The 23,718-nt window shown below is 67.4% G+C and carries 30 protein-coding genes, 1 tRNA gene and 1 pseudogene; 11 read left to right on the plus strand and 21 right to left on the minus strand.

The annotated features are described in order from the left end of the window. Positions 1–85 precede the first annotated feature (85 nt). The 10 genes from M1M07_RS28320 to dcd all read right to left on the minus strand — a co-directional run bounded on the left by M1M07_RS28320 (position 86) and on the right by dcd (position 7,217). Positions 86–244 carry a hypothetical protein gene (locus tag M1M07_RS28320; RefSeq protein ID WP_197256484.1) on the minus strand — a complete coding sequence of 53 codons (159 nt, stop codon included), beginning with the start codon at positions 242–244 and terminating at the stop codon, positions 86–88. A 110-nt stretch (positions 245–354) separates the two neighbouring features. Further along, the gene (locus tag M1M07_RS28325; RefSeq protein ID WP_248676290.1) at positions 355–2,475 is read right to left on the minus strand and encodes a DNA/RNA non-specific endonuclease; all 2,121 of its coding nucleotides are present in this window, start codon (positions 2,473–2,475) and stop codon (positions 355–357) included. A gap of 30 nt (positions 2,476–2,505) precedes the next feature. Beyond that, on the minus strand, positions 2,506–3,912 hold the full coding sequence (locus M1M07_RS28330; protein WP_248676291.1) for a DUF692 family multinuclear iron-containing protein: 1,407 nt from the start codon (positions 3,910–3,912) through the stop codon (positions 2,506–2,508). Then, entirely contained in the window at positions 3,896–4,132 is a 237-nt protein-coding gene (locus M1M07_RS28335) for a hypothetical protein (protein WP_197256480.1), read from the minus strand. Before M1M07_RS28335 ends, M1M07_RS28330 begins: the two co-directional genes overlap by 17 nt. 98 nt (positions 4,133–4,230) lie before the next feature. Continuing rightward, positions 4,231–4,467: a hypothetical protein gene (locus M1M07_RS28340; RefSeq protein ID WP_248676292.1), complete on the minus strand. Its 237-nt coding sequence runs from the start codon at positions 4,465–4,467 to the stop codon at positions 4,231–4,233. 448 nt (positions 4,468–4,915) lie between these two features. Continuing rightward, the gene (locus M1M07_RS28345; RefSeq protein ID WP_248676293.1) at positions 4,916–5,380 is read right to left on the minus strand and encodes a hypothetical protein; all 465 of its coding nucleotides are present in this window, start codon (positions 5,378–5,380) and stop codon (positions 4,916–4,918) included. Next, positions 5,377–5,652 (minus strand): hypothetical protein, encoded by a 276-nt coding sequence (locus M1M07_RS28350; RefSeq protein ID WP_248676294.1) that lies wholly within the window; start codon positions 5,650–5,652, stop codon positions 5,377–5,379. The genes M1M07_RS28345 and M1M07_RS28350 overlap by 4 nt, the downstream gene beginning before the upstream one ends. A gap of 278 nt (positions 5,653–5,930) precedes the next feature. Beyond that, positions 5,931–6,077, minus strand: coding sequence for a hypothetical protein (locus M1M07_RS28355; protein ID WP_248676295.1), 147 nt, complete (start codon positions 6,075–6,077; stop codon positions 5,931–5,933). Between the two features lie 298 nt (positions 6,078–6,375). Next, complete coding sequence (locus tag M1M07_RS28360) at positions 6,376–6,543, minus strand: DUF5995 family protein (RefSeq protein ID WP_248676296.1); 168 nt, start codon at positions 6,541–6,543, stop codon at positions 6,376–6,378. Positions 6,544–6,626: 83 nt separating this feature from the next. Beyond that, positions 6,627–7,217, minus strand: a complete 591-nt coding sequence (gene dcd, locus M1M07_RS28365; RefSeq protein ID WP_197256478.1) for a dCTP deaminase — start codon at positions 7,215–7,217, stop codon at positions 6,627–6,629. Positions 7,218–7,435: 218 nt separating this feature from the next. Here dcd and M1M07_RS28370 point away from each other — a divergent pair, with 218 nt between their 5' ends. Further along, the gene (locus M1M07_RS28370) at positions 7,436–8,785 is read left to right on the plus strand and encodes an MFS transporter (RefSeq protein WP_248676297.1); all 1,350 of its coding nucleotides are present in this window, start codon (positions 7,436–7,438) and stop codon (positions 8,783–8,785) included. Here M1M07_RS28370 and M1M07_RS28375 read toward each other — a convergent pair. After that, positions 8,760–9,377 (minus strand): TetR/AcrR family transcriptional regulator, encoded by a 618-nt coding sequence (locus M1M07_RS28375; protein WP_248676298.1) that lies wholly within the window; start codon positions 9,375–9,377, stop codon positions 8,760–8,762. The genes M1M07_RS28370 and M1M07_RS28375 overlap by 26 nt on opposite strands. A gap of 89 nt (positions 9,378–9,466) precedes the next feature. On the opposite strand from M1M07_RS28375, the gene M1M07_RS28380 reads away from it, so the two are divergent. The 7 genes from M1M07_RS28380 to M1M07_RS28405 all read left to right on the plus strand — a co-directional run bounded on the left by M1M07_RS28380 (position 9,467) and on the right by M1M07_RS28405 (position 13,591). Further along, positions 9,467–10,288: an oxygenase MpaB family protein gene (locus tag M1M07_RS28380; protein ID WP_248676299.1), complete on the plus strand. Its 822-nt coding sequence runs from the start codon at positions 9,467–9,469 to the stop codon at positions 10,286–10,288. A gap of 108 nt (positions 10,289–10,396) precedes the next feature. Then, a tRNA-Gly gene (locus M1M07_RS28385) sits at positions 10,397–10,467 on the plus strand. A 219-nt stretch (positions 10,468–10,686) separates the two neighbouring features. Next, positions 10,687–11,604 carry a replication protein gene (locus M1M07_RS28390; protein ID WP_248676300.1) on the plus strand — a complete coding sequence of 306 codons (918 nt, stop codon included), beginning with the start codon at positions 10,687–10,689 and terminating at the stop codon, positions 11,602–11,604. Next, entirely contained in the window at positions 11,601–11,777 is a 177-nt protein-coding gene (locus M1M07_RS28395; RefSeq protein ID WP_248676301.1) for a hypothetical protein, read from the plus strand. The genes M1M07_RS28390 and M1M07_RS28395 overlap by 4 nt, the downstream gene beginning before the upstream one ends. After that, a complete protein-coding gene (locus M1M07_RS28400; protein WP_248676302.1) occupies positions 11,774–12,559 on the plus strand; it encodes a DUF2637 domain-containing protein in 786 nt (261 codons plus the stop codon). The genes M1M07_RS28395 and M1M07_RS28400 overlap by 4 nt, the downstream gene beginning before the upstream one ends. Positions 12,560–12,635: 76 nt before the next feature. Next, the gene (locus tag M1M07_RS32910; RefSeq protein ID WP_282582414.1) at positions 12,636–12,761 is read left to right on the plus strand and encodes a hypothetical protein; all 126 of its coding nucleotides are present in this window, start codon (positions 12,636–12,638) and stop codon (positions 12,759–12,761) included. 95 nt (positions 12,762–12,856) lie between these two features. Next, complete coding sequence (locus M1M07_RS28405; protein WP_248676303.1) at positions 12,857–13,591, plus strand: hypothetical protein; 735 nt, start codon at positions 12,857–12,859, stop codon at positions 13,589–13,591. Here M1M07_RS28405 and M1M07_RS28410 read toward each other — a convergent pair. Next, positions 13,588–14,031 (minus strand): DUF488 family protein, encoded by a 444-nt coding sequence (locus M1M07_RS28410; RefSeq protein ID WP_248676304.1) that lies wholly within the window; start codon positions 14,029–14,031, stop codon positions 13,588–13,590. The genes M1M07_RS28405 and M1M07_RS28410 overlap by 4 nt on opposite strands. A 440-nt stretch (positions 14,032–14,471) precedes the next feature. Between M1M07_RS28410 and M1M07_RS28415 the strand changes: the two genes are divergently transcribed. The 3 genes from M1M07_RS28415 to M1M07_RS28425 all read left to right on the plus strand — a co-directional run bounded on the left by M1M07_RS28415 (position 14,472) and on the right by M1M07_RS28425 (position 16,134). Beyond that, positions 14,472–14,660, plus strand: coding sequence for a helix-turn-helix domain-containing protein (locus M1M07_RS28415; RefSeq protein ID WP_248676305.1), 189 nt, complete (start codon positions 14,472–14,474; stop codon positions 14,658–14,660). 478 nt (positions 14,661–15,138) lie between these two features. Further along, positions 15,139–15,642 (plus strand): ImmA/IrrE family metallo-endopeptidase, encoded by a 504-nt coding sequence (locus M1M07_RS28420; protein ID WP_197250967.1) that lies wholly within the window; start codon positions 15,139–15,141, stop codon positions 15,640–15,642. 3 nt (positions 15,643–15,645) lie between these two features. Further along, positions 15,646–16,134 (plus strand): hypothetical protein, encoded by a 489-nt coding sequence (locus M1M07_RS28425; RefSeq protein WP_248676306.1) that lies wholly within the window; start codon positions 15,646–15,648, stop codon positions 16,132–16,134. Positions 16,135–17,779: 1,645 nt separating this feature from the next. Here the strand turns inward: M1M07_RS28425 and M1M07_RS28430 are convergent. From M1M07_RS28430 to M1M07_RS28470, 9 genes and pseudogenes are all read right to left on the minus strand, one after another. Next, a complete protein-coding gene (locus tag M1M07_RS28430) occupies positions 17,780–18,877 on the minus strand; it encodes a hypothetical protein (protein WP_248676307.1) in 1,098 nt (365 codons plus the stop codon). 1 nt (position 18,878) lies between these two features. Continuing rightward, entirely contained in the window at positions 18,879–19,316 is a 438-nt protein-coding gene (locus M1M07_RS28435) for a DUF4403 family protein (protein WP_248676308.1), read from the minus strand. An 18-nt stretch (positions 19,317–19,334) separates the two neighbouring features. Continuing rightward, the gene (locus M1M07_RS28440; protein WP_248676309.1) at positions 19,335–19,766 is read right to left on the minus strand and encodes a hypothetical protein; all 432 of its coding nucleotides are present in this window, start codon (positions 19,764–19,766) and stop codon (positions 19,335–19,337) included. 65 nt (positions 19,767–19,831) lie between these two features. Beyond that, positions 19,832–20,701, minus strand: coding sequence for a hypothetical protein (locus M1M07_RS28445; RefSeq protein WP_248676310.1), 870 nt, complete (start codon positions 20,699–20,701; stop codon positions 19,832–19,834). Next, positions 20,698–21,435 (minus strand): hypothetical protein, encoded by a 738-nt coding sequence (locus M1M07_RS28450; protein ID WP_248676311.1) that lies wholly within the window; start codon positions 21,433–21,435, stop codon positions 20,698–20,700. The genes M1M07_RS28445 and M1M07_RS28450 overlap by 4 nt, the downstream gene beginning before the upstream one ends. Position 21,436: 1 nt before the next feature. Next, positions 21,437–21,745, minus strand: coding sequence for a hypothetical protein (locus M1M07_RS28455; protein WP_248676312.1), 309 nt, complete (start codon positions 21,743–21,745; stop codon positions 21,437–21,439). Then, a complete protein-coding gene (locus tag M1M07_RS28460; RefSeq protein ID WP_248676313.1) occupies positions 21,745–22,209 on the minus strand; it encodes a hypothetical protein in 465 nt (154 codons plus the stop codon). Before M1M07_RS28460 ends, M1M07_RS28455 begins: the two co-directional genes overlap by 1 nt. Further along, on the minus strand, positions 22,206–22,559 hold the full coding sequence (locus tag M1M07_RS28465) for a hypothetical protein (RefSeq protein WP_248676314.1): 354 nt from the start codon (positions 22,557–22,559) through the stop codon (positions 22,206–22,208). The genes M1M07_RS28460 and M1M07_RS28465 overlap by 4 nt, the downstream gene beginning before the upstream one ends. Positions 22,560–22,561: 2 nt before the next feature. Continuing rightward, positions 22,562–23,718 (minus strand): annotated as a pseudogene (locus M1M07_RS28470) (hypothetical protein); the annotation flags it as partial.

The following is a 23,718-nucleotide window of genomic DNA, read 5'->3' on the forward strand; positions in this document are numbered from 1 at the left end:
CGCCCACGCAGGGGGGTTGGAGGACGACCGCAGTGGACAGTAGCGATAAAGATCGTTACTCGCTAGTACAAACGATTTCGGCGTGTCAGCTCAATTCCGTATGTGAGCCGTCCCGCTGGCTGCGCTGAATCTCGACGATCTGCTCCTCCACGTCGGCACGGCGGAGAATGCGCCCGATGATCAGCGCGGCGGCCACCGCCACCATCACCCACACCGCGACGCCTATGGCGATCCACCACCACATGACCGATATTGTCCCCGATAACCGGAACCGGGCCAACCATTGCCCCGTCGCAGCGGAGCGACGGGGCAATGATCGGGCGGTCGGTCACAGACCGCACTCCCGGATCGGGGTCACAGGATCAGATCCTGGGGTCGCAGCAGTTCGCGGGCCGAGACACCCGCCTCGATGCGCTCGAGAGGGTCACCGGCGACGTAGGCGTCCAGGCCCAGACCGGTCATCGACGCGATACGCCGCACCGGAACCTGGAAGGTGCGGTAGGCACCGAACGAGAACTCCTCCGGGCCCGCGAGGAACTCGTCGAGCAGCGCGGCCTGGCTGAGCAGATATCCGGTGGCGGACAACGTGCCGTCGGACTTCGTCATCGCCACCACCTTCCAGTACTGGCGGGGCAGGGCGACACCCCGATACAGCGGATCGTCGTCCGCGAGGATCGGCCCCGTCACCACGCTCACCTTCAGATCCCGATTGTCGGCGTTGCCGAGCACGTAGTCCTCGAGCCCGAGCCACAGCGTGCTGCCGGCGTTGAAATCGTGATGCTGCGGGGTGCAGTTGGTGAAATGGAAGGTGTCGTCGTTCGCGGCCTTCGCAAGCGGACCCCACGCCGGATCGAGGCGACGCACGAGATGACCACGGTCGAGCGGATTGTCGCGATAGACCTCCTCCCCCGTCTGTTCGTCGGCGGGGAGACGCGGATCGCGGATCCACCGGTCGCTGTCCCGTCGCGGTTTCTGCGCGAGCCCACCGTCGATGTTGACCGCGGTGAAGAGAGCCAACCGGCGCTGCCGGTGCATGACGACGCTGAAGTGGTGGTAGCGAAGCTCATCGGATGTCACCGAGACCGTGTCACCGGTCACGACCGGAAGCGGCAGCGCCGCGCCGAGGAAGCCGGGGTCGTATCCGTCGCGCCGGCTGTAGTCGGGATCGATGGAGATGGCCTCGGTTATGGACGGTGGAATCGTCGCGTCCGCCCCGGTCGCGCCGACCCGCACAGTGATCTCCACGGCCCGGTCGCGCGGAATCTGCACTGTTACTGCACCATCCGACGATTCCACGGCACCGGGGCGCGACTGCGGGACCGGCCGATCGGTGAGCAGCTCCGGACGTTCGGCGGTGGTCAGCTCCTCGACCAGCGCCCGCTGCTCGGGCGGCAGATCACGGTCGCGGAGGAACTGCAGGATCCGGCTGATCCGCACGCCCTCGTTGAGGAATCCGCCGAACTGGGTCTGCTGCGGTGCGCGCACACTCGCGTGGTGCAACGCGACGACCTCCCACTGGTCGTTGAACACCGGGGAGCCGGAGGATCCGGGTTCGGTATCCGCGGAGTAGTGCACGAACATCTCGGGGATGTCGACGATCTTGTTCTCCCGCAACGCAATTTGCTTCTTCTCGCCGCGCGGATGCTGCACGATGGTCACGAACTCGCCGATGACCACCGTACCCTGGGCCGCGGTCAGGCGGTTGAAGCCGTACTGCGCGAGGACATCCGGTGGCGCGTCGACCGCGACGAGCGCGAAATCCCGTTCCCGGTCGGCGACGAAGAACCGGCCCGGATCCAGCGGCACCGATCGGGGAGTCAGGGGGCGGCCGGCGATGCCGTCCTGGAAGTCGAACTCGACGACGCTCGCCGCCGCGATGACTGCGTCGGGCAGCACGTGATGATTGGTGAGCAGCAGGTGCGGGGAGACCAGGAAGCCGGTGCCGAAGCCGAGCCGTGATCCGTCCGCGCCGAGGATGTGGACGCGGCCGATCGCGCGCGCGGCCGCCACCCCCTCGTCGAGATAGCGCACCCCCACGAAATCCGCTGTGTTGATGATCTTTTCGAGCATCGACTCCACGTCCTCGGTCCCGGATCCCAGGATCGCGGGGGCGCGTTCGAGCGCAGATTCGACCAACGCGGCAGGATCGGCACCCGCCGGCGCATCGGCGGGATCGCCGCCGAGGTAGTAGCGGCTCACCCGGTCGAGACGCTTCGCGATGCGCGCGGGGTCGTCGGCGCGGGCGATCCCGCCGGGTTCCCCGAGTACCTGCTCGTTGCCGACCCGTACATCGGACCGGTCGACGATGCGCCGGGCCGCGGCGCGGCGCTGGTGTTCGCGTTCGGTGAGATAGGCCGCGGCGTTGTCGCCGGAGCCGTGGACCCTGGTGTTGGAGATGATCGTCATGGCATCACCTTCGGGCGAGAAGTGGATTCGGATCGTCTTCAGCGTCGCCCGGTACGGGGCTGCGGTCACGAGTAGTGCACTACGCGAATCCGGCCGCCGTCAGATCTCCACGGACACCGAGTACGACTGCGGTTCGAGAACGCCCGGGGCGCGTCCCTCGTCGAGAGCGTCGAGGACCCCGACCGGGTCGACGTCCCACTCGACCACCGTGGACGTCCCGAACAGCGCCGCGCGCAACAGGGCGGTCTCGAACTCGAGAACCTGCCGCAGGTGCGGCACCGCGTCGATCAGGCCGGGGCGCGAGGCCAGGTACATCGCGAACCTGTATCCCTCGACCCCGGGTGTCATCTCGGGCGGATGCGCCGACAGGTGTTCGGCGATCACCGCTTCCGTGGCCACCGCGCCGAGCGTGGTGAGCAGTGCCGTCGTCGTGTAGCGCAGCGCCTGGGCGAGATGCGCGCGGCGTTGTTCGTCGACGAGCCTGCGGTACAGGCGCACACCCGGTTCCGCCGGTCCCGCACCGCGCAGTGCCGCGACCAGGTTCCGTTCCGCCCGGTGCACCGTCGCGCGTTCGGCGGCGGACGCGTGGGTCGCGATCGCGGCCGGGAACGGTTCCGGTGCGGCATCCGGTCGCAGATCCCAGATCTGCCACAACCGTTCCAACTGGGCGTGCACGCCGTCGAGTCCGAGGTGGGGCACGTGGGACGGCGTGATCTCGAAGGTCAATGCCCGCAGATTCGGCAGGCGCGGCACGACGTCGGCGGTGAGGTCGAGCAGTTCGCCCGGCACCGCGCCGCTGTGGGCGTCGAGCCGGTATCCGTCCAGGTCGTCGCCGCCGGCGACGTGCACCTCCCACACCCGGTCGAGCGGGATGCGGGACAGGACGTCGCGCACCGCACCGCGACCGTTGACCTCGTTGCACCACAGGTTGTGCAGGTCCAGCACGATCCCGCTGCCGGAGCGTTCGGCGACGTCCCGGAAGAAGACGCCGTCGTCGAGTTCGTCCTCGCGGGGTGCCCGGTAGTCGACCCCGGTCTCGAACGCGACCGGCCTGCCCACCACCCGCCGGTAGTCGTCGATGTTCTCCGCGGCGACGGCAACCTGTTCCGGGGTCTGCGCCGGCGGCAACAGAAATCCGGCGTGCTCGATCCCCGAGGCACCGGCGGTACGCACGAAGCTGAGGTGTTCGCTGACCCACGGCGGGTCGAGCAGATCGACGACGCCGCGCAACGGGGTCCGGTAGTCCAGCGGATCGTCGATGCTTCCGGCGAGCGGCTGTCCTACCCCGTGGACGAGCTTGCGTTGCGGCAGCGCTGCCATCGCGTCGAGCGCCCACCCGTCGACACGATAACGCCATTTGCCTTCGGAACAGACTGTGCGCCAGAGTGTTTGCGGCTCGAGTTCGGCGACGGCCACGACGTCCGGGCCGGCCTCGAAGACCGGTCCGAGCGCCGGGCAGTAGACCATGCCGACGCCGAGAACGGAGCCGTCAGTATCTCGGTGCACCGGGGATCTCCCGGACGTCGAGACTGTCGGGGTCCACCGCGAAGTCCCGCAACTCGATGAACCGGATGTCGAACCCGGATGTGCAGCCGGGGCAACCGAGTCGATCGAGCACCTGCCGGGAGATCTTCGCGACCGCGTCGAGGTCGTGCGCGGCGTGGTGCGGCAGGTAGACCCGCACCGTGTCCGGTGAACGTGGACTGCGTTGTTCGATCTCTGTCATCGGGGCGCTCCCCTCGTCGTCGGATCGTGTGACGTATCCGAACGTACGAGCGGGGACCGCGGTGCACACGAGTAGCGGACTACCCGAATCTGCGGGGATCACGGCACCGTGATCGCACCGAGCGCCGTGATGATCGCGGACGCGTCCACGCTCTCGCTGCTACGGATGAACCGCAGCAGCGACGCAGTGGGCCTGTCCGGATGGGCTGGCCGGTCCTTGTCCGTGCGCAGCGAGCAATCCGACGTGGGGGTATCGATGATCGCCACGGATCCGTCGGCGCGGGTGACGGCCGCGACCATCGAGATCGCGGGTCCTCGAGCGCCGAGCAGTTCCACTGCGCTCCCCCGCGGCAGTCCAGGCGAGGGGAAGGTGGGCTGGAGGTGTTCGGGTAGCGCGAGGCAGGGCGGGTGGACTCCGCGGGTGCCCCTCGGGTGAACCGCGGCGACGCGGCGAAACAGTTCAGCGATCGGCGCTCCACGGTCCACCATCTGATCAGTTCGTACATACTGGCGAATCCTCAGCCAGGTCGGAGCGTAGGTTTCGGCAAGGCGGGCTAGCCCAGTAGTACTGAGTCCGGGCGGTTTTGGGCGCCTGAGGGCTGCACAGACCCGGGAATGGGGATGCCCGCCGTCGACTGGTGTCGGGGCGGGCATCGGGGGTGGAGCTGATCAGTCCTGCTTGATCTACTCGGTGTAGCGCGCGAAGGTGTGCGCGATGGTCACGGGCGGTCCATCCGGGTCCGCGGGTTGAGGTAGACGGTGCCGGCCTGTAGCCGGCCCGTGCTCATCGGCGCGCGATATCGATGACGTAGTGGATGATCCAGATCGGTGCCCACATGCCGCAGCTGATCAGCGTGAGGATCAGGTGCATGGTGTGCGGGAACGCGCGGACGTTGACCACACTGCCGCCGACAACGTTGTTGACGGTGACCTGCTGCACCGGCCCCGCGTAGTGCGGCTGCTGCTGCGGCTGTTGGGCCTGCCAAGCAGCCTGGCGCTGCGCCTCGGCCCACGCCTGCTGGCGCACCTGCTGTTCCCATGCCTGCCGCTCGGCGATCTCCCGCTGCTGCTGCTCCCATGCCAGCCGCTCGGCGATCTCCCGCTGCTGCTGGTCGACACGGGTCAGGTCGTGCGGCTGCTGCTGCTGGGGCTGTGGCTGTGGCTTGACCAGGTCCGGCTGCGCCGGATTGGGCACCGCGGGAACATTGCGGTACTCGGCGTAGGGGTCGTACTCGTTGGGGGTGCTCACTGCGGATTCTCCTGCTTCCACTCGCCCGGCAGCTCGACGCTGATACGGACCTGATCGGGGCTGACGCCGTACGCTGCGGCGATCGCCTCGCCGAGGAGTGCCCCCTCGGCGGTCTTGGCGCCGATGATTTCGGCCTGTTCGATGGTCAGGTCCTGGTAGGCCCCGCCCTCACAGGACACCCGGATTTCCGGGACCTGATCTGTCGCGGTGATTTGCACCGCGACTAGCCCGCCCATGCTGTCGAGCAGCGTGGGCGGATTGTCATTGTCCATCGTGTTCTCCTGCTGGGTATGTGACAAATCTCAACGGGGATCGTTCCATAGCAGGCGCCACTCCAAGGCTCGACGCGGCCGATGCGTCGTAACTACAACCTCCGCGTCGCCGATGGCGCCCACTCCGTATCCCCTTCTGGGACTCCCGCACATGCTTGGATGCGCCAGATCATCACAGCGGAGATCGGTTGGCGTAGGTGCTTGTACCCAACGTCAACGGTGACGGCATGGCCGACCTAGGACGCCCACTGCTCGACGTCGAGTTCGGTTGCCACACGCTACTTATCGGCCATCGATATCGTCAGATAGCAGTCGCCGAGATACCTGGCGAGCAGATCGAACGGCGAGCGTGAGGCGAGAGCGAACAGCACGAGCGACGTCGCAGCTGTCAGCGGGACCGCGAACAGCGCCCGCCGGGTAGTCATCAGGGCGAGTAGGCCCGCCGCAACTCCACCGCCTACGAGTCGTCGCCTCTCCGACCCGGTCGTGGCGGGTGACGTTCGACGCGATCTCCTCGTCGCCCGCTGATCGTGCTGCAGGACCTGCTCAGCATCAATGCCCAGTCAACCTGGATGTCGCGGTCGTCACCCGGTACCTCGTTCTACGGCCGTGATCCCGCCGACGTCGCGCCGACTACGCTCGCATCAACAGCATTCTCGCCGAACTGATTCCGCGCATCAGCCGCGCGATCGCCCGGTTTCGCGAATGCCACGTCGAAACGGCTCATCCGGGCGCCGTCGTCGCAATCGCCGGAGACGATGCCGCGGCGACCTCGAGGGCGACCTGCCGGTACATCGCTGCGAAGTAACCGCGCGGGTTCGCGGTCGCGATGGTGTCCGCGACGATCGCGTCGAGGATGTCGACGACGTCATCGAGGTCGTGCGCGTGCATGGGCACGGTGTGCTCTTCGAGGGGAGAGGGTGTGTCCTCATCGTCGAGCAGGCCGCGCCGCGCGGCACGGGTAGTGGGAAGCGTCAGCTCGGGCGAGCGTCCGGGTGGTTGTGCGCGAAGTTCAGGTACGCCTTCGACGGGGTCGGCCCGCGCTGCCCCTGGTATTTGGACCCCACCTTCGCGCTGCCGTACGGATGCTCGGCGGGGCTGGTCAGGCGGAACAGGCACAACTGGCCGATCTTCATGCCCGGCCACAGCGTGATCGGCAGGTTCGCGACGTTCGACAGCTCGAGGGTGATGTGCCCGTCGAATCCCGGGTCGATGAATCCGGCGGTCGAGTGCGTGAGCAGACCGAGGCGACCGAGCGACGACTTGCCCTCGAGACGACCGGCGAGGTCGTCGGGCAGCGTGCAGCGTTCCATCGTCGAGCCGAGCACGAACTCGCCGGGGTGGAGCACGAACGGTTCGCCGGGCGGGGCCTGCACGAGAGAGGTCAGCTCGTCCTGGCGCTGAGCAGGGTCGATGTGCGTGTAGCGCGTGTTGTTGAAGACGCGGAACAGGCTGTCGAGGCGGACGTCCACACTCGACGGCTGCACCATCTCCGGGTCGAAGGGGTCGATGCCCAGATGCCCGGAGGCGAGCTGGGCGCGGATGTCACGATCGGAGAGCAGCACGCGTAGAGGTTAACAATGTGCCTCTTGACCTCGAGTCGGCTGGAGGTTGTTCGCTGGGACCACACCCGACGAACGGAGGCGGCCATGCACCCGATTGCCCGGCGCGAGTTCGGTTCGCGTTTCGAGCACCCCCGGCTTCCCGAGCGAGCGGTACACCCGACTCCTTCAACCGACGGAATTTACCGTTCGCTCGGGCGAGGCGTGGACGAGGTGACGGCATGACGGTCGTCTCCGCGCCCCCACTGTGGTCGGGCCGGTTCCGCGCGACGACGGTCGGGCTGTTCTTCCTGTCTGCGCTGTTCGCGTTCGAATCGTTCGCCGTCGCGACGGTCATGCCCGTCGTCGGCCACGAGTTCGGGGCGCTCACCTCGTATGCGCTGGCGTTCGCCGCCCCGATCGCGATGTCGGTGTTCGCGATCTGCGTCGCCGGGGTGTGGATCGACCGGTCCGGCCCCGGACCCGCCCTCTACACCGGGGTGGCGGTGTTCTCGGCCGGCCTGATCGGGGTGGCCGCAGCCCCCGATATCGCCGTGTTCCTCGCGGGCCGGGCCGTGCAGGGATTCGGGTCCGGGCTCGCCGGGGTCGCGCTGTACGTGCTGGTCGCCGTCGCCTATCCCGAGGAGTTCCGGGCGCGGGTGTTCACGGTGCTCACCAGCGCGTGGGTGCTGCCGGCACTGATCGGACCGCCCGTGGCCGGTGCGCTGGCCGAGGCCGTCGGGTGGCGGTGGGTGTTCGCGCTCGCGCCGCTGCCCGCCGTCGTCGCCGTGGTCGCGCTGGCCCCCGAGTTGCGGCGGGCGTCACCGTCGGACGATCCGGCCCGTACCGCGCCGTCGCTGCGGTGGGCGGCGGTCGCGGCGATCGCGGTGCTCGCCGTCGGGATCGCCGGACAACGGGAGGTCGCGGGGTGGCCGTTGCTGCTGGCCGCGGCGGTCGCGGCTGTGTGCTGGTCCGTTCCGCGACTCGTGCCCGCCGGGACCTGGCGTTTCGCCCCGGGCCTGCCCGCAGTGCTGTCGGCGCGGTCGCTGACCGGCGCGGCGTTCTTCGGTGCCGAGGTGTACGTGCCGCTGGCGCTGGTGCAGTTCCACGGATTCACGCCCGCGCATGCCGGGATGTTCCTGACGGTGTCGGCGCTCGCGTGGTTCGCCGGGGCGTGGCTCGCGGCGCACGTGTCGGCGCTGTCGGATGCGGCGGTACGCGTGCGGTGGGGTACGGCAGCGCTCGCGATCGGGATCGGCGCGACGACCACCGTGCTCTGGCCGGATATGTGGCCCGCCATCGCGCTGGTCGGCTGGTCCGTCACGAGCCTCGGCATCGGGATGGTGTTCGCGTCGACGTCGGTGCTGTTGCTCGACTACTCGCCGCCGGAGCAGACGGGTACGAACTCGGCGGCGATGCAGGTCAATGATGCTGCGACGCAATCGGTGTGGCTGTGCGCGGGGACGGTGGTGTTCGCAGCATCCGCGGCCACCGCGTGGGGGTTCGCGGCGATGTTCGCGGGCGCGACGGCGGTCGCGGTCGGGGCGTGCGCGGCCGCCGCCCGGATCACCGCATCATCGTCGATGCCGTGAGCAGCAGTTCGGTGCACGCTTCGACGACCTCGTCCTCCTCCAGGGGGACCGTGCCGTCGAGCCAGGACGTGAGCGCCTGTGCCAGCCCGCCGACGACGAAGTGCGCCGCGAGATCGAGGGTGGGACTGAGTTTCGCCTGGTAGAAGTCCTCGGCCTGCATCGTCACCAAGCCGGCGAACATGCGCGCGGACTCGAGCCGACGCCGCGCGAGCTGCGGATCGGCCTGGCTGACGGAGAACAGCACGCGTCCCAGGCGGGGATCCGCGGCGATCTCGCGGACGATGTTCGCGACGGCCGCGTGCACGATGCCGCGCTCGTCGCGGGGCGCGGCGGCCACCGCCGCGAGGGTGCTCTGCGCGATCTGCTGCACGACGTGGTCGTACACGGCACCGGTCAGCGCGTCGCGGTCGGCGAAGCTCTCGTAGAAGTAGCGCGAGGCCAGGCCGGAGCGCTTGCACACGCCGCGCACCGACAGGGTGGGTTCTCCGTCGGGTGCGCCGAGCAGGTCGAGACCTGCCTCGATGAGCTGGGCGCGGCGATCCGCCTGCCGTTCCTCGCCGCCGCGTCCCCCGTAGAGCCGTCCTGTTGCCATGCGGCCATCTTGTCAGCCTCGCCGCTTTACGAGCGTCATATATCTGCGTACATTCGTGCACAGATACTGTTCACATTGAGGGGTGGAGCGTGACGACGACGGAGAAACCGGCAGGACTCGACGACACGATGGACGGCCTCGGCCTCGCCGCCGGAGCCGCGAACATCATCATGCAGTTGTCGTGGCCCGGCGTCGGCTACGGCGTGTTCGAGAGCCGCGTCGAATCGGGACGTCTCTTCGATCACCCGTTCAAGCGCACCCGCACCACCCTCGGCTACCTCGCGGTCGCCGCGCGCGGCACCGAGGAGGAACGAAAGTTGTTCCGCGACGCCGTGAATCGCTCGCATCGGCAGGTCCGCTCCACCGCCGAGAGCCCGGTGAAGTACAACGCATTCGATCCGGAACTGCAGCTGTGGGTCGCGTCGTGCATCTACCGCGGATTCGAGGACGTCCACCGGGCGCTGTACGGGCCGATCGCCGACGAGCACGTCGACTACTTCTACCAAAACGGCGCCCGGTTCGGCACCACCCTGCAGGTCAAGCCGGACATGTGGCCGGTCGACCGCGAGGCGTTCGAGGAGTACTGGAACGAGGGCCTGAAGAAGGTCCACATCGACGACAGGATCCGCGAGCACCTGCTGTCCATCACGAAGCTCGAATTCGTGCCCGGGCCGGCGTCGCGGCTGTTCGGCCGGATGAATCTGTTCTTCACCGCCGGGTTCCTCCCGCCGCTGTTCCGCGACCAGATGCGTCTGGCGTGGAGCCCGCGCGACCAGCGTCGCTTCGACCGGGTCATGCGCGCGATCGGCAAGGTCAACAAACGCCTCCCCGTTCCCGTCCGCGAAGCCCCCTACCGGCTGCTCCTGGCCGACATGCGGTGGCGGATCCGGACCGGCCGCGCCCTCATGTGAGCGGCCGGCGACACACGTCGCAGACATGGTGACAGAGGTCGCGGGGAGTCTGATACAGTGTGCGACGAGCTAGGGACGAGCCGGTGAAAATCGGCAAAAGCCCAGCGTGCCGATGTAGTTCAATGGTAGAACATCAGCTTCCCAAGCTGAATACGCGGGTTCGATTCCCGTCATCGGCTCAACGAAATACCCGATCTACCAGCGGAGATGCGAATCGCTCCCGCTTCCAGGAAATACTCTGTAGCCACAGCTGTAGCCATAGTGCTACTGCCTACTCCAGCGTGGCTACAGCACCCCCGAAACTCCGGCTACAGCTCCCCTGAAAACTCGGAAGCCCGCCGCGAGTTGCATTCGCGACGGGCCGTGTCCGACTGACCCTTACTCCAAGGAGTCGAACAGTGTCCCAGCATACCCATGTCCACCCGCAGGGTGGTATCCGGCGCGGCCCCCGTCTGGCCGACAATTTCAGCGTCCTGTCGAACGCTGTTCTCAACGACGAGCGTCTGTCCTTCCGAGCCCGCGGTGTCCTCGCGTGGCTGCTGTCCAAGCCGCTCGATTGGCACATCCGCTCCGAAGCGATCGCCGCCCAGTCCCCCCGAGAAGGCCGCGAAGCGATCCGCAGCACCATGCGCGAACTCGTCGAACTCGGCTACCTCATCCGCGAGAAGGTCCAGGACGAGCAGGGCCGATGGTCCACCATCCAAACCGTCTACGAGGAGCCCCGCCCCAGCGGAGATACCCCGGCCCCGCCGAAGCCCAGGAAATCGAACTCCGGGCAGGCGCGCGACGGGAAGACGGGCGCCTTTACAAAGGATGGATCACCAAGGACTGAGACCAACAACAACCCCGCACCTCAGGCACCCACCTCACTTGTCGACGCGCTCGAGTCCGTGTCGTCGTCGGAGATCGCCCGAGAAGAACTGCAGCGCAACGCCGACAACATCGCCGAGCTCGAGGCCGCCACGCTCGCCGAAGGCCTGCCCGCCACCTACGCCGGGATCAAGCCCACGCAGAAGACCGAGTTGCTCGAGCTGATCGACCGCCACGGCGTCGACACGCTCGTCCAGGCCGCTGTGCGTGCGCACCGGCCGGAGAACCCGACCATGCACGTCCACGGCTGGATCCGCCTCTGGAAAGCCCTGTCGGCGCGCCCCGCCCGCACGGGCGAAACGTCCGGACCCCCGCCGATGTCCGAGGTCCGCGGCGACAACGACTGCGACAACTGCGAACACGGCTGGGTCCTCGGCCCCGACCGCCGCCCCATCGAACCCGCCGTCCGCTGCGCCTGCCGCACCACCACCCAGGCAGCCGCGTGATGCCCGCGCTCGATCAGCGCCTCATCAACCTGATCGCCGCCGCCCAAACCCACATCGACGCCGCCCACGCCCTGCACCTTGAGGACGGCGTCGACACCTTCACCGCCGCATACCGCGAAGCGTTCCTCACGCTCACGTCCGGCCTCTACGACCTCGTCAGGAGCACCCGATGACCACGCCTCGCCTCCACCTGCCGTCGCGGCACACCGTCGCTGTCGCACTCGCGACACTCGCCGCGCTCGCTGTCGCACTCTCCGCGTTCGCCCGGTCCTTCTCCGCCCTGTCCGACCTCGCCGTGATGCACGAGTGGCCGGCGGGTGAAGCGTGGATCCTGCCCGTCGCACTCGACGGCATGATCGTCGTCCCCACCGTCGCGGCGGTCGTGCGACGCGACGCCCGCTGGTACGCCTGGTCGCTCCTTGTCGCAGGCACGGTCCTGTCGTGCGCCGGCAACGGTGTCCACGCCTGGCTGACCACGGCGTCGCAGATCGCTGTCGCGCTCGCCGTGATCCCGCCGCTCGTCACCTTCTTCGCGGTGCACCTCGCTATCGTCGTCGCGCGACAGGACCGCGACACGAGCGCCGTCGCGGCGCCGGTCGTCGAGCCGGGGCCGACTGTCGCATCCGACGACAACGACAAGACGATCCGCGACACCGATCGCGACGAGACACCCCGGCCGGTCACCCGGCTGCGTGTCGCACCCGCGACAGACCCGCGACCTGCTGCGACACCGCGTGTCGCAAAGCCTCGCGCCGCGACACAGCAGGCACTCGCCCTCGATGTCGCGCCCGCTGCGACCGACGACGAGCTCCGCGCCCGCGCAGTTCACCGGGTTGTCTCAGAGGGATGGACCGTTCGTGCGACAGGAGCAGACCTCGGTGTCTCGAAGGACAAGGTGCAGCGTTGGGTGACTGCTCACCGCGCGATGCTCGATGCTGAGACAGTCGCGGTCTGATATCAGCCGTCGCGGCCCCGGCGCCTCGCCGGGGCCGCGACGTAACACGCGGCACGTCAGACGGGATGATCCGGACATGACCGACCCCACGATTGCCCAGACTCTGCCGAACCAGTTAGGTCGGCCCGGCGATATCCTCGCCGGACATATGAGCGGCGACGAAAGTGGCGGTTCTTCCGACTATCCGAAGGCAGTGGCTTGATGCGAGCGGGTTACGAACGTGCCAGGGTTCTGATCACCGTGAAGACGTATCCGAGTCCGTCGAGCACGTACGAGGAAACCGTGTGTGTCGCAGGGGTGCGCATCGACCAGGCCGAGCCGAGTTGGATCCGACTGTATCCCGTCCGATTTCGGGGCATCGACGATGACTTGCAGTTCAAGAAATACGAGCGCGTCGACCTTCCTGTCCAGGCTCACGGGAGTCGAGACCCGCGGGTCGAATCACATCGCCCGGATCAGTCACATCTTGATCGGGTCGGGGTGATCGACACGAAGACGAACTGGGCACACCGCAGAAACCTCCTCGGCGGCTTGATCGGAGCGACGACAACCTGCGCCCTTCGCTCCGCCAACGAGGTGCGCATGAACGAACCCTCCCCCTCGCTCGGGCTGATCAAACCGCGTATCGATGAGGTGCAGGTGCTGCCCGGAGAGCCGTGGAACGAGAAGCAGATCGCGAAGATCCAGAAGGCCAGCGAGCCCGACCTGTTCGGTCCAGGACTCGCACCCCTTGAGCCAATGCCGTACATCGTCAGGTACCGGTATCGGTGCGAGTCGGCAGAATGCCCGACTCATACCCAGAAAGTTCTGGATTGGGAGCTTGGGCAAGCAGGCAGGTTATGGCGCCGGAAGCACGGCGATCAACGGGCTCGCGAAATGATCCGGGAAAAGTGGGAGGACGAATTCTGCGACCCGTCCAGAGATCTGCACTTCTTCATCGGGAATCAGCATCAGCACAGGCGGTCCTTCTCGATCCTTGGTTGTTGGTACCCAAAGATCGAGAAGGACCGCGAGGACCTCACGCTCTTCTAGAGATGGTGAACCTGAACATAGGGAGCAACCGACCTCAGTCGATCGACCACAATGTCTCGGTGGCACGTCTCATGGTCTCGCTCGAAGCACAGCAGCGCGACGATTCCACCGTCGAGTAGCTCGACCACGTGGTTGAGTGCGTCTGCGGCCGCATCCGATCCGAGAACCTCGCGAAACCGTTCACGACTCTCCTCGCTGCCGCTCCGGAAGCCGTCCCGGTTGTCCTTTGGGTTTCCGAGGGCGCGGTGGTGGACATACTCGATGCCGGCGCTTTGTAGCGCTTGGGCGAGCTTGGTCTTGGAGAACCCCGGTTTCCTCGAGAGCGGTGTCAGACGGACGTCGACGAGCACCTGAACTCGCTGGTGTTTCAGCTGCGAGATGAGGTCTTGGAGCGTGCGGCCTTCGTATCCGACGCTGACCAAGGCCGGGGGCATTCCCATTTCACAGGCACCGTAACCCGTTTCGGCTAAACCTTGAGGTCTTCCCGGCATGATCTACCCTCTTTCGCAACTATGTTCGACTTCGGTCGCTCCATAGCACACCATACCGACAAGACAGGGGCGCCACATACGGGTAGACGTAGAACCGGACCCTGCCCCCTCGAAAACGTCGCAGATCGCTGTCGCACTCGCGATCGTCCCGCCGCTCGCCACCTTCTTCGCGGTGCACTTCGCGATCGTCATCGCGCGACAGGACCGCGACACCAGCACTGTCGCGGCACGACACCGACCGCGACGACGCCCCGCGGCCGATCACCCGGCTGCGCGTCGCACCCGCGACACCGGACCGACCGGCCGCGACACCGGACGCTGCGACACCGCGCCGGACCACGACGCCGCCCGTCGCGACAGAGCCCGCCGCTGACCGGCCTGCGACACAGGTGACGCTCGCGCTCGACATCGCGACCGCGACAGACGAGCAGAAGCGGGCCGAGGCGATCCGGCGCGTCGTCGACGAGAAGACATCGGTCCGCGCGACAGGCGCCGCGCTCGGTATCTCGAAAGACAAGGTGCACCGGTGGGTCACCGCGCACCGCACCAGTGTCGCGGCCGCGACAGTCGCTGCCTGACGTCGGGGACGGCCGACCGCACAAGACCCGGCCCCGTTTGGGACAATCACGTCCGGCGTCAAGCTCACCCGGAGAAGTTCACTGGTCCTCGCCGGGAGGTATGGCAAGTGACATCTCACGTCTCACTCGCCAGCGCCACACGGAGGCGCCGTCGTCGGGGGGCGGCGTCCCCCACATCCACCGACGGACTCTCTTCTGTTCGCGGCCTGCAGCAGGTACCGTAAGACATCCACTGGTCGTGAAGGCGGCACCTTTTCGCCAGCGAATACACGAACAGCGCCCCACCTCCGAAGAGGTGGGGCGCTGTTCGTGATCCGGAGCGCGGCCGGCGAACTCCTGTGCCGCGTCGTTTGTCCACGTCGACGGCATCCGTACCGGATGATCGCGACAGACCTGTACAGTCAGTCGAACTTCCGGAACAACCCGTGCATATCATCGGTTGACCTTGGCGACGGGAAGGAACGAAGAGGAGGTGCCCATGAGCAACGCAACCCCGCGGGAAGCAGCCCGTGAAATGCGGATGCGTTACTGGAACGACAGCATGGGCAATATCCCTTTCCCTGTCGACCCCTGGGAGATCGCCGACCGGATCGGGATCCGGGTGCAGCCCGCACCGCTCAACAACAACCTTGCTGGATTCATCATCCGCGAAGATGCCGACGCGCCCACGGAGATCTACGTCAACGAGCAGGACCATGCGGTCCGGCAGCGATTCACCGTCGCCCACGAACTCGGCCACTTCTTCCGGCACAAGGACGACGAAGATGAACTCGGGTTCGTTGACGAGCGCGCAGAGCTGGCGCAGGCCGGCACCGACCCCGAAGAAATCTGGGCGAACCAGTTTGCCGCCGAACTGCTGATGCCCGCCGCCATCGTGAAGAAATGGTGGGCGGAAGGGATGTCGGTCGGCGAGCTCCGCCGACGTTTCGACGTGTCATCACCAGCGATCAACAACCGACTGTCCAGTCTCGGGCTCATCTAGCCCATGCTGAACCGGGAAGCCGACGACGAGGTCGACGGCAAGCTGCAGCGCGCCGGCCAGATCGAGTCACGGTTCAAATCGAGGCCACCGCTCGACGGCGGAACGCCGGACTCGCCCGACGCCAACGACGGTGGTGACCTCGACGACCCGGAGTCTTCTGAGGAAAACCGCGACGAGGATTCCCGGAGCGCGATCCTTGCCGCAAAGATTCGCCTGCAGACGATCAAGGCCCAGAACCGTGAGCAGGACATCGAACTCCGAAAGACGCTCGCGGGCTGGTCGATCAAGTTCGTGGGCGGACAGCTTGTCGCTTCGAACATCTTCTTCTTGATCTATCTTTGCGCCAACAAGACTGACATGGACCCTGCGGTGATGGTGGCCTGGCTGGGTGCGTCGGTGATCGAGGTGATCGGCATCCTTCTCGTGATCGCTCGCAGCTTGTTCCCGGTGAAGAAGAACGGATCCAACGGGAGCGACAACGGCGGCGGTTAGCCTGGTTCGTTCGGCGGATGCGGGACACCAGGCCCAGTTGTTACCTAACGAAATTAGCTGTGGGACAAGAGGCTTCGCGGACCGGCCCCTACCAATCCGGGTGGCTTTTGTGATCTAATCCAGCGGTCGCCACCGTTCCCCTGCGCGGCGATACATGACCCCGTCGGCGCCCCCCAATCCGCCGACGGGGTCTCTTTCTGCCCCGAAGATCTACCGCAGATGCGGGCTACCCTGCCGTGATTGGACACGGGTCCAGCACTTCCCGGGCAGCGACAGGGGAATGCCTGGGCGGCACCTGGGCCCTCCCATCACCCCTCACGTCACCCGGCGACCGAGCCGAGTGGGGCGAGAAACACATTGCCGACAAACCGACCATTCGGGTCTCATGGCGGCATGAGCAGAAAGACGCCGCCCCCGCGACGCTCCAACGAACCATTGTTCGGCGACACGAACTCACGCCGCGGCGACCTGGTAATCGCCACAGCACTTGGGACCACGATTGTCCTGGTAGCCCTTCTGCTTCTGGACTGACAGCACCCCGCCCTCGACGTGGGGACTCAGTCGTACGGGTGATAAATGCGGCGCTGGATCGCAACAGGTGCCGAGTAGGGTTGCGCGCGAACGCCCCTGTCTCCAGCTGGGGCGTTCGCTACGACCACTTCACACCCGGCCGTGGCGGGCCGACATGGGGCGGCCGCACGATGGTGACGCCACACTTCCGACACTCGTAGGTTCGATGACCGCCGGCTCCCGAGATGCAGTCACAGGGCACCCATCCGACGAGCACCCGGCGCGCCCCGAGTGGGTGTCCGTTCGGGCACGTGCGAGGGCTGCGCTCGACGGACTGCATACCGTTACGTTCGCACACATGTTCGATATTCGGTAGGGTTTGATCCGCGGGCCGGTGGAGCCGCGAGCTCGGGAAGCACCGGCCTGCATCCAGCATCTCGGCATGCTCGAGTATTCCCATCGCGCGAAGCAGATACCACGCCTGTTGCTGCCGCTCATCCATACCCGATTGGACGAGATCGCGGGCCAGGCGGTTCCATCCGAACGGCCCGGGACGCACCTACATGGCCATCGCAGCATTCAGCGGTATGGGGGTGAAATCGGGAGTTTCGTTAGGCAAAAGCAATTTCCGGACCCCCTCCGCGACGTGATTGAATCCACACTGTCGCCGCCCATCCCCTGCGCGGCGATCCAGGCCCCGTCGGCGCCCCCCGCATCCGCCGACGGGGCCTGCTTCTATCTCGAGGGTCTACCGCGATCGCGGAAAATCCTGTAATCATTGGACACGGGTCCAGCACGTTCGAGCACGCAGGGGATGCTCGGAGGTTCTGGACCCTCCCACTACTCCGCCCCATTGGCAGTGCGCCGCCTCGGGAGGAAGCGGAGCACCGAATCGGCTACCCCTTGACGCGACACGTACAGCCCAGTTGCAGCCACCGGAATTCTACGGCGGCGAGGACCTGCCTGAACACGAAAAGGGCGCCCCGCCTCCGGCGTTCTGAGGGGAGGCGGGGCGCAGAGCAGCCGTAGAGACCGATCGGGGGTGGGAATCTACAGCCGCCAGGTGTATCGGACAGAACAGACCGCGCGTTACGTACGTGTTACGGACGCGTTACGGGGCTGTCGGTTTGACCTTCTAGTCCCAGTACAGGAAGGTGTTCGATGCGCCGGCCAGGATGTTTCGCTCGCCGGAGGTTGTCGCTGTGTGTGCCGCTTCGAGCCACACCTCATCGCCCTCGTGCAACGTGGTCGAGTAATTGGTGCTGTACACCTTGTTCTGGCCGTTGCTCTGCGAGGTCGCGACCACGGTGCCGTTGACGACGATCCGGCAGCCCTTGGTGATGAAGAGGTTGCCGGAGTTGAAGGTGACCTGTGCGTAGATCGTGGTGGTCTTGTTGCCGATGACGATCAGCTTGCCGCCGGATTCGACGGTGTCCGGGAACCCGGCGCGCGGTACCCAGCCGGTGACCATCGTGTACACGTCCCGGCCCGGGTCCTGGGTGCCGGACTTGTCGACACCCATCGGCACGAACTGGATCGCCTGCGCCACCGGGGCGGGCGCGGTCACCGACACCACCGCTGCCGGGGCCGCGACCACCGCAGACCCGGTCACCTGGGGTGCGGGTGCGGTGAGGGCGAGGTCGACGGCGGGTACCGCGACGGTCGCCGCGCCCCGCACGATCGGGGCCGGCGCGGACACCGCGAGCTGCGCGGCAGGCACCGCGGGAGCGGACCCCGCCGATACGGCGCCGCCGGGCGCGGCGAGCTCGAGCTGCACGGCCGGCACCGCGAGCAGCCCGGTCGAGGCATGCGCGCTCGGGTGGCCGGCCGCGACGAGAACGTCCGCGACCGGCACCGCCACGTTCGGTGTCGCGAACACCGGCGCTGGCGCCTCGAGGGTGATGTGTGCGGACGGGATCGCCACGACCGCGCCCTCGGTGCCCGGCTCCGCGGCGGGCGCGGTGAGCGTGATCTGCGCGGCGGGCACCGCCACGATCGCCGACAGCCCCACCGGCGCCGCCGACACGCCGATCGAGGCCGGCGGGATTCCCACTGTCGCGCCGGCCGAGACGCCCGGCTGGACGGCGTGGACCACGACGGTGGCCGCGACAGTGACCACGTTCGCGGGCATCGTGCCGTCCCAGGCGGCGCGGCCGCGCCAGTACACGCCGGTCGCGCGACGTGCTCCGAGGTACACGCCGGTCGGGGCACGGCGGAACAGCCAGATGCTCATCTCAGGCCGCGGACAGTCGGACGATGCCGTTCGCGTCGAGGGTGAGTGTGAACGCGCCGGCGGTCGTCGCGATGTCCGCCCCGAAGTCGACGTACGAGATCAGCGGTTTCGTCGCCGCGGTCGAGGGGGTGTCGTCGTAGAACACCGCGTACCGGGCCGTGATCGTCGAACTCGGCCACGACGGATCGTCGGCGTCGAGCTTGACGGTGTTCGTCGCCGGGTCGTAGGACAGGCTCACCCCGGTCAGCAGCTGGCCGCCGGCGGTGTAGCCGGTGCCCGTCACCTCGCCGGTGACCTGCGACTTGAACTGGTGGGCATCCTGATCCGGGGTGTACGCGACGGAGCACAGCATCACCTTGAGGTTGTCGCTGCCGAGGTCGACCTTCTTTTCCGCCAGCGACTTGGCGAACAGCCCGTATGCTTTCGCGGTTACAGCCATGATTAAACTCCTTGAGTGTCAGAGACTTTCGACGGTGAAGTAGACGGTTGCGGGATCGTCGAGTCCGTCGGCGACCAGTAGCCAGTACTCGTCGTCGACCATCGCCGCGACGCGGGCGACGCCGCCGCCGTTGCGTACGAACCCGGTCATCCATGCCTCGTTGTCCGGCGGGGTGGCCGCGTCGATCAACGGCCACAGCTGCACCGGGGTGGTGCTGTCGGGGATGGTGATCCGGTAGTCCGCGCGCATCCCGCCGGACAGGTGCAGCACCGCGGGCCCGGGTTCGAGATCATCGGTGGTCAGCACCCCGTACTCGGCGGTGTAGCGGCGCGCCCGGATGGTGACGACGCTGCCGTCCAATCCTCCGCGCACCGCTGGGGTTTCGAAGGTGAACACCGTCGCGTCGTCGGCGCCGGCGATGTCCCGGACGTTCGCGGTCAGGACTGTCACAGCGCCCCCCACGTCAGCAGCCACATCAGCTGCAGCCAGAAGAACGTGAACACGGTGGGCCTCCTTCAGAGTTCGCCGCCGTCGGGGACGGTCGGTGCGTGGGCGAGGTGGTCGGTGTCGACGGACCAGCGGACCGCGGTCAGCCCGCACATCCGGGTGCCGCCGTGGATCGTGGCCAGGGTGTCGTTCAAGAACCCGGACGGGGACGGCTCGACCCGCAGCAGCAGCCGCACATACACCCACGCGTCCGGATCCGCGGTGGTGTCGTCGGGACGGTCGATGACGAACGTTGTCTGATAGTTCGTCGTGTACGGGCCGGTCAAACCGTTTCCCGGCGGGGCGTACTCGGTGTAGAACGGCTCCGGTGTGGCATCGAACGACCTCGCCGACAGCAGCTCGCCTGCCGCGTCGCGGATCTCGATCATGTACGCGGGCTTGATTTCCCGGTACATGTTGTAGAACTCGAGGAAATGCGTGACCGGGTTGATGCGGGAGCCGAGCCCGATGGTGTAGCCGGAGACCGCGGCGTGCACATCGACGCGCCACAGGCCGCCACCTTTGAGGACCAGCGCGTCCGAGGTCACTCCGACGCGGGTGGCCGGGCCGACCTGGGTATCGAACGGCAGGGTCTTCCACGTGTTGAGCACATCGACGGCCCAGTTCTTCGACATCACGCTGGTGCCGTGCGCGGTGATGCCCTGCAACAGATCGAGCCGGCCGCGCAGAGCGTTCTGGCCGTCGGTCAGGTCCGCGGCCGACGACTGCAGTTTGCCGCGGGACTGGTTGAATCCGGTGACCGCCTTGACCAGATCGGCGCGGGCCGCGGCGGTCATCATGTCGATGACGGCACTTTGGGTCATGCCGGCCATGTCCTGGCCCATCCGGTCGCCGAACTGCCACGCCCCGTCCGGTGCGTTCTGTCCTGGTGTCGTCACAGCGTCCCTCCGTCCGGAACGGTCGGTGCGACAACCGCGTTGGTGACACGGAAGTCCCACTTGTTCACCGACAGCGCCGATCGCAACGTCCCACCGAAGACGTACTGGCGGGTGTTCTGGTGGAACATGTCCACCGTCACGATGTAGGTGTCGTCCTCGGGAACGACGAACGTGTGGGAAAACGCGGCGGTTTCATCGCCCGCCCGGCCGACCACCAGCGAGTACTCCCGCTGGGAGTATGTCTCCCACGTCGCGGCCACCCGCACCGTCAGATACACCACCGCCCGGGCCGCGCCCGTGAACCAGCCGGACTGCACCTGAAACCCCACATGCGCGTCGGCCCGCCACAGGCCCTTCTCCAACAGTCGGATCCCCCCGGATTGGGGCGCCGCGCCCTTTGCCGGGCCGAGCTGCGCGTCGAACGGCAACTGCTTGCCCTGGTTTCCCGGGACCAGCCAGTTCGACCCGAGGTAGGTACTGCAGTAGCCGCGTACCCCGTCGAGCAGATCGACCCGCTCGCCGAGTTCGAGCTGCACGTCGTGGACCTGTTCGGCGAGATCGTCGACGTCGGCGACCATGCCGTTCCAGCCGCCGACGGCGGCGTTCATGTCGCTGCGCGTCTGCCCGGTCATCATCGCGATGACATCCGCCGCGCTCATCCCGGCCATGTCCTGGCCCATCCGGTCACCGAACTGCCAGGCCCCGTCCGGTGCGTTCTGTCCTGGGGTGGTCACCTCAGATTTCCTTCTCTAGGCTCACGGGGATCGCTGGGCGGGTGTCCGGTGGTTGTTGCCCCGGGGCGTGGTGGCTGAGGAATGCGTCGAGGTGTTCGATGTGACGGAGCAGTTGCCGGATGAAGCGAATCGCCTCACGGAACTTCTCGCGGTCCTCGGCGCGCCCGGCCTTCAGCTCGGCGACTTCGGCCTGCAGCTTCTTGACCTGAGAGGATTGCCTGGCCGTCCACGCGGTAAGCAACGCGGTGGCCGCGATGCCGAACTGCTGGACCCGCTCGGGCGCGAGCAGCGCGAGCAGCCACTCCCCCATCAGCGTTCACCTCGCGGTGGCTGGACGAGCCGTTGAATGTAGGCGGCCGCAGCCATGACCGCGGCGGTGCCGCCCGATGTTGCTGCCGCCCGCCACGAATCCCAGGTGAGCAGATCGAACCCGGGCGCGGCGACCGCTGCACCGAACGCGGTGACCACCGCCAGGACCACGGTCACGACCAGTCCCTGGACGAGGGTGCGCCACGCCCGGTCTCGCGCGTCGGCGTGGGCGTCCGGCGCCGGGTCGTGCACCAGCTCGCCCGGGATCGGGAGCGGCTGGGTCTGCTCGACTGCACGGATCGCGATCTGCGGGATGGCGGCGACGGCCTCGTCGATGCGGCGCTGCGCCTCCGCCTCCAGCCGCGTGGTGACAGCCTGCACCACCTGCTGGGATCGTGCGTCGATCTCGTCGCCGAGCTTCTCGACGACCGCGCGGGTGATGATGTCGACGACGTTGTCGCTCACAGTGCCTCCAGCAACTTCGCGAACTCGGACTTGTGGTTCTGGTCGACGTAGAGCAGCTCGACGACGCGGACGCCGGCGGCCGTCGTGACGGTGAGTTCGGCGAGCCAGCCGGACCACCGCTCTCCGTCGCGGTCGATCGTGAGGTTCGGGGCGTAGCCGGACCCCTCGAACGAACCCTCGAGGATGCTCTGCGCGAGATCGTCGGTGCTCGGCAAGGCGATCCGGGCGACGGTGCTTTCCTGGCGGAGTTCGACTGTCAGGTCCCGTGATTCGAGGAGCTCGAAACTGGAGTCCCAGAACGTGACGCGCTGCTCGGTCAGGAGGACGGTGTCGGTGGAGGTGTCGGGCATGGTCAGTTCTCCTCGGTGATGATGGCGTCGAATCCCGGTTCGGCGTGGGTGCCGACGGTGCCGGTGGCCGACCAGGTGATACGTCCGTGCTCGAAGTCCTGGAAGCGGATACCGCCCTGTTCGTCGGCCCACTGCTCGTCGGTGATCGGCCACCCGAACCGGCCTGTCTCGGACCCAGCGGCGTGCCAGTAGGCGCGGATCAGGCCGGTGACCACGTGACCGGGGTGCCCGTAGCGGCGGTAGATCGCGCCGCCCTGGAATCCCTGCACATCACCCCACGCCTCGCCGGAGACCTCCGGTTCGTGCAGGACGAGGTGCCGCTCGGTCGGGTATCCGACGTACGAGCGTTCCCACCCGAGCTGCTCGTACTTCTCGAACAACGCAGCCGGGATCGCATAGGCGCCGGTGGTGGGATGCCAGTAGATCGAGCCGCCGGTGTAGTGCACGTACCGGCCGCCGTCGGCGGCGTCCCCCTCGGCGGTGCGCTCACCGAGCCACGCGGCAGCAGCAGCGGCCTCCGCCGCGATCGCGGCGACCGGGCCGGTGTCCCGGGGAATCAGTGCGGCACCGAGCTGCAGGCACCGCGCGTACCGCTCGCGCCGGTCCCCGGTGCCGTTGAGCCCGCCGTTGATGGCGCGGGTGACACCGTCGAGGTCCTGCCGGTCGGCGAGCGCGTTGATCTGCGGCCGGGACACGGTCCAGTACCAGGTCGCCGCGAGGAACCCCCAGCGCGGATCCTCACGCACCAGCTGCGGGTGCTGCTCGAAGTAGGTCGGCGAATCCACCCAGCCCTTCGCATGGCACCAGGCGGAGAAGGCCCGGAAGTTGTTTCGGCCGGTCAGCTGGATGGGGCCGGATCCCTTGAACAGTCGGCCGTCGCCGTCGACCTGCGGGGTGTTCCCGAGGTCCGTGCGGGTGTCGTAGGCGTCGCCGCTGGCGATTTCCTCCATGTACCGCAGGCCGCCGGACTCGTGACCGATCTGGGCGCACCACATCGCGGCACGCAGCGGGGTGGTGCACTCGGCCTGCCGCATCGCCTCGGCGAACCCGGGCAGCAACTCCCGGTACCGGTCGAGCGAGACAGCATTGCCCATCGCCGCGGCGAGCGTCTCGGCGGTCAACCCCTCCGGCGGGGCGACCGGGGCCGGGGCTGTCTCTT

The organism is Rhodococcus sp. HM1, from assembly GCF_023218075.1.
Lineage (GTDB): Bacteria > Actinomycetota > Actinomycetes > Mycobacteriales > Mycobacteriaceae > Rhodococcus.

Coding starts and splice junctions, on each gene's coding strand:
- M1M07_RS28320 (WP_197256484.1), bottom strand. CDS start 244: ATGTGGTGGTGGATCGCCATAGGCGTCGCGGTGTGGGTGATGGTGGCG.
- M1M07_RS28335 (WP_197256480.1), bottom strand. CDS start 4,132: ATGACAGAGATCGAACAACGCAGTCCACGTTCACCGGACACGGTGCGG.
- M1M07_RS28350 (WP_248676294.1), bottom strand. CDS start 5,652: ATGGACAATGACAATCCGCCCACGCTGCTCGACAGCATGGGCGGGCTA.
- M1M07_RS28355 (WP_248676295.1), bottom strand. CDS start 6,077: ATGACTACCCGGCGGGCGCTGTTCGCGGTCCCGCTGACAGCTGCGACG.
- M1M07_RS28360 (WP_248676296.1), bottom strand. CDS start 6,543: ATGCACGCGCACGACCTCGATGACGTCGTCGACATCCTCGACGCGATC.
- M1M07_RS28370 (WP_248676297.1), top strand. CDS start 7,436: ATGACGGTCGTCTCCGCGCCCCCACTGTGGTCGGGCCGGTTCCGCGCG.
- M1M07_RS28375 (WP_248676298.1), bottom strand. CDS start 9,377: ATGGCAACAGGACGGCTCTACGGGGGACGCGGCGGCGAGGAACGGCAG.
- M1M07_RS28400 (WP_248676302.1), top strand. CDS start 11,774: ATGACCACGCCTCGCCTCCACCTGCCGTCGCGGCACACCGTCGCTGTC.
- M1M07_RS32910 (WP_282582414.1), top strand. CDS start 12,636: ATGACCGACCCCACGATTGCCCAGACTCTGCCGAACCAGTTAGGTCGG.
- M1M07_RS28410 (WP_248676304.1), bottom strand. CDS start 14,031: ATGGGAATGCCCCCGGCCTTGGTCAGCGTCGGATACGAAGGCCGCACG.
- M1M07_RS28420 (WP_197250967.1), top strand. CDS start 15,139: ATGAGCAACGCAACCCCGCGGGAAGCAGCCCGTGAAATGCGGATGCGT.
- M1M07_RS28425 (WP_248676306.1), top strand. CDS start 15,646: ATGCTGAACCGGGAAGCCGACGACGAGGTCGACGGCAAGCTGCAGCGC.
- M1M07_RS28430 (WP_248676307.1), bottom strand. CDS start 18,877: ATGAGCATCTGGCTGTTCCGCCGTGCCCCGACCGGCGTGTACCTCGGA.
- M1M07_RS28435 (WP_248676308.1), bottom strand. CDS start 19,316: ATGGCTGTAACCGCGAAAGCATACGGGCTGTTCGCCAAGTCGCTGGCG.
- M1M07_RS28455 (WP_248676312.1), bottom strand. CDS start 21,745: ATGGGGGAGTGGCTGCTCGCGCTGCTCGCGCCCGAGCGGGTCCAGCAG.
- M1M07_RS28465 (WP_248676314.1), bottom strand. CDS start 22,559: ATGCCCGACACCTCCACCGACACCGTCCTCCTGACCGAGCAGCGCGTC.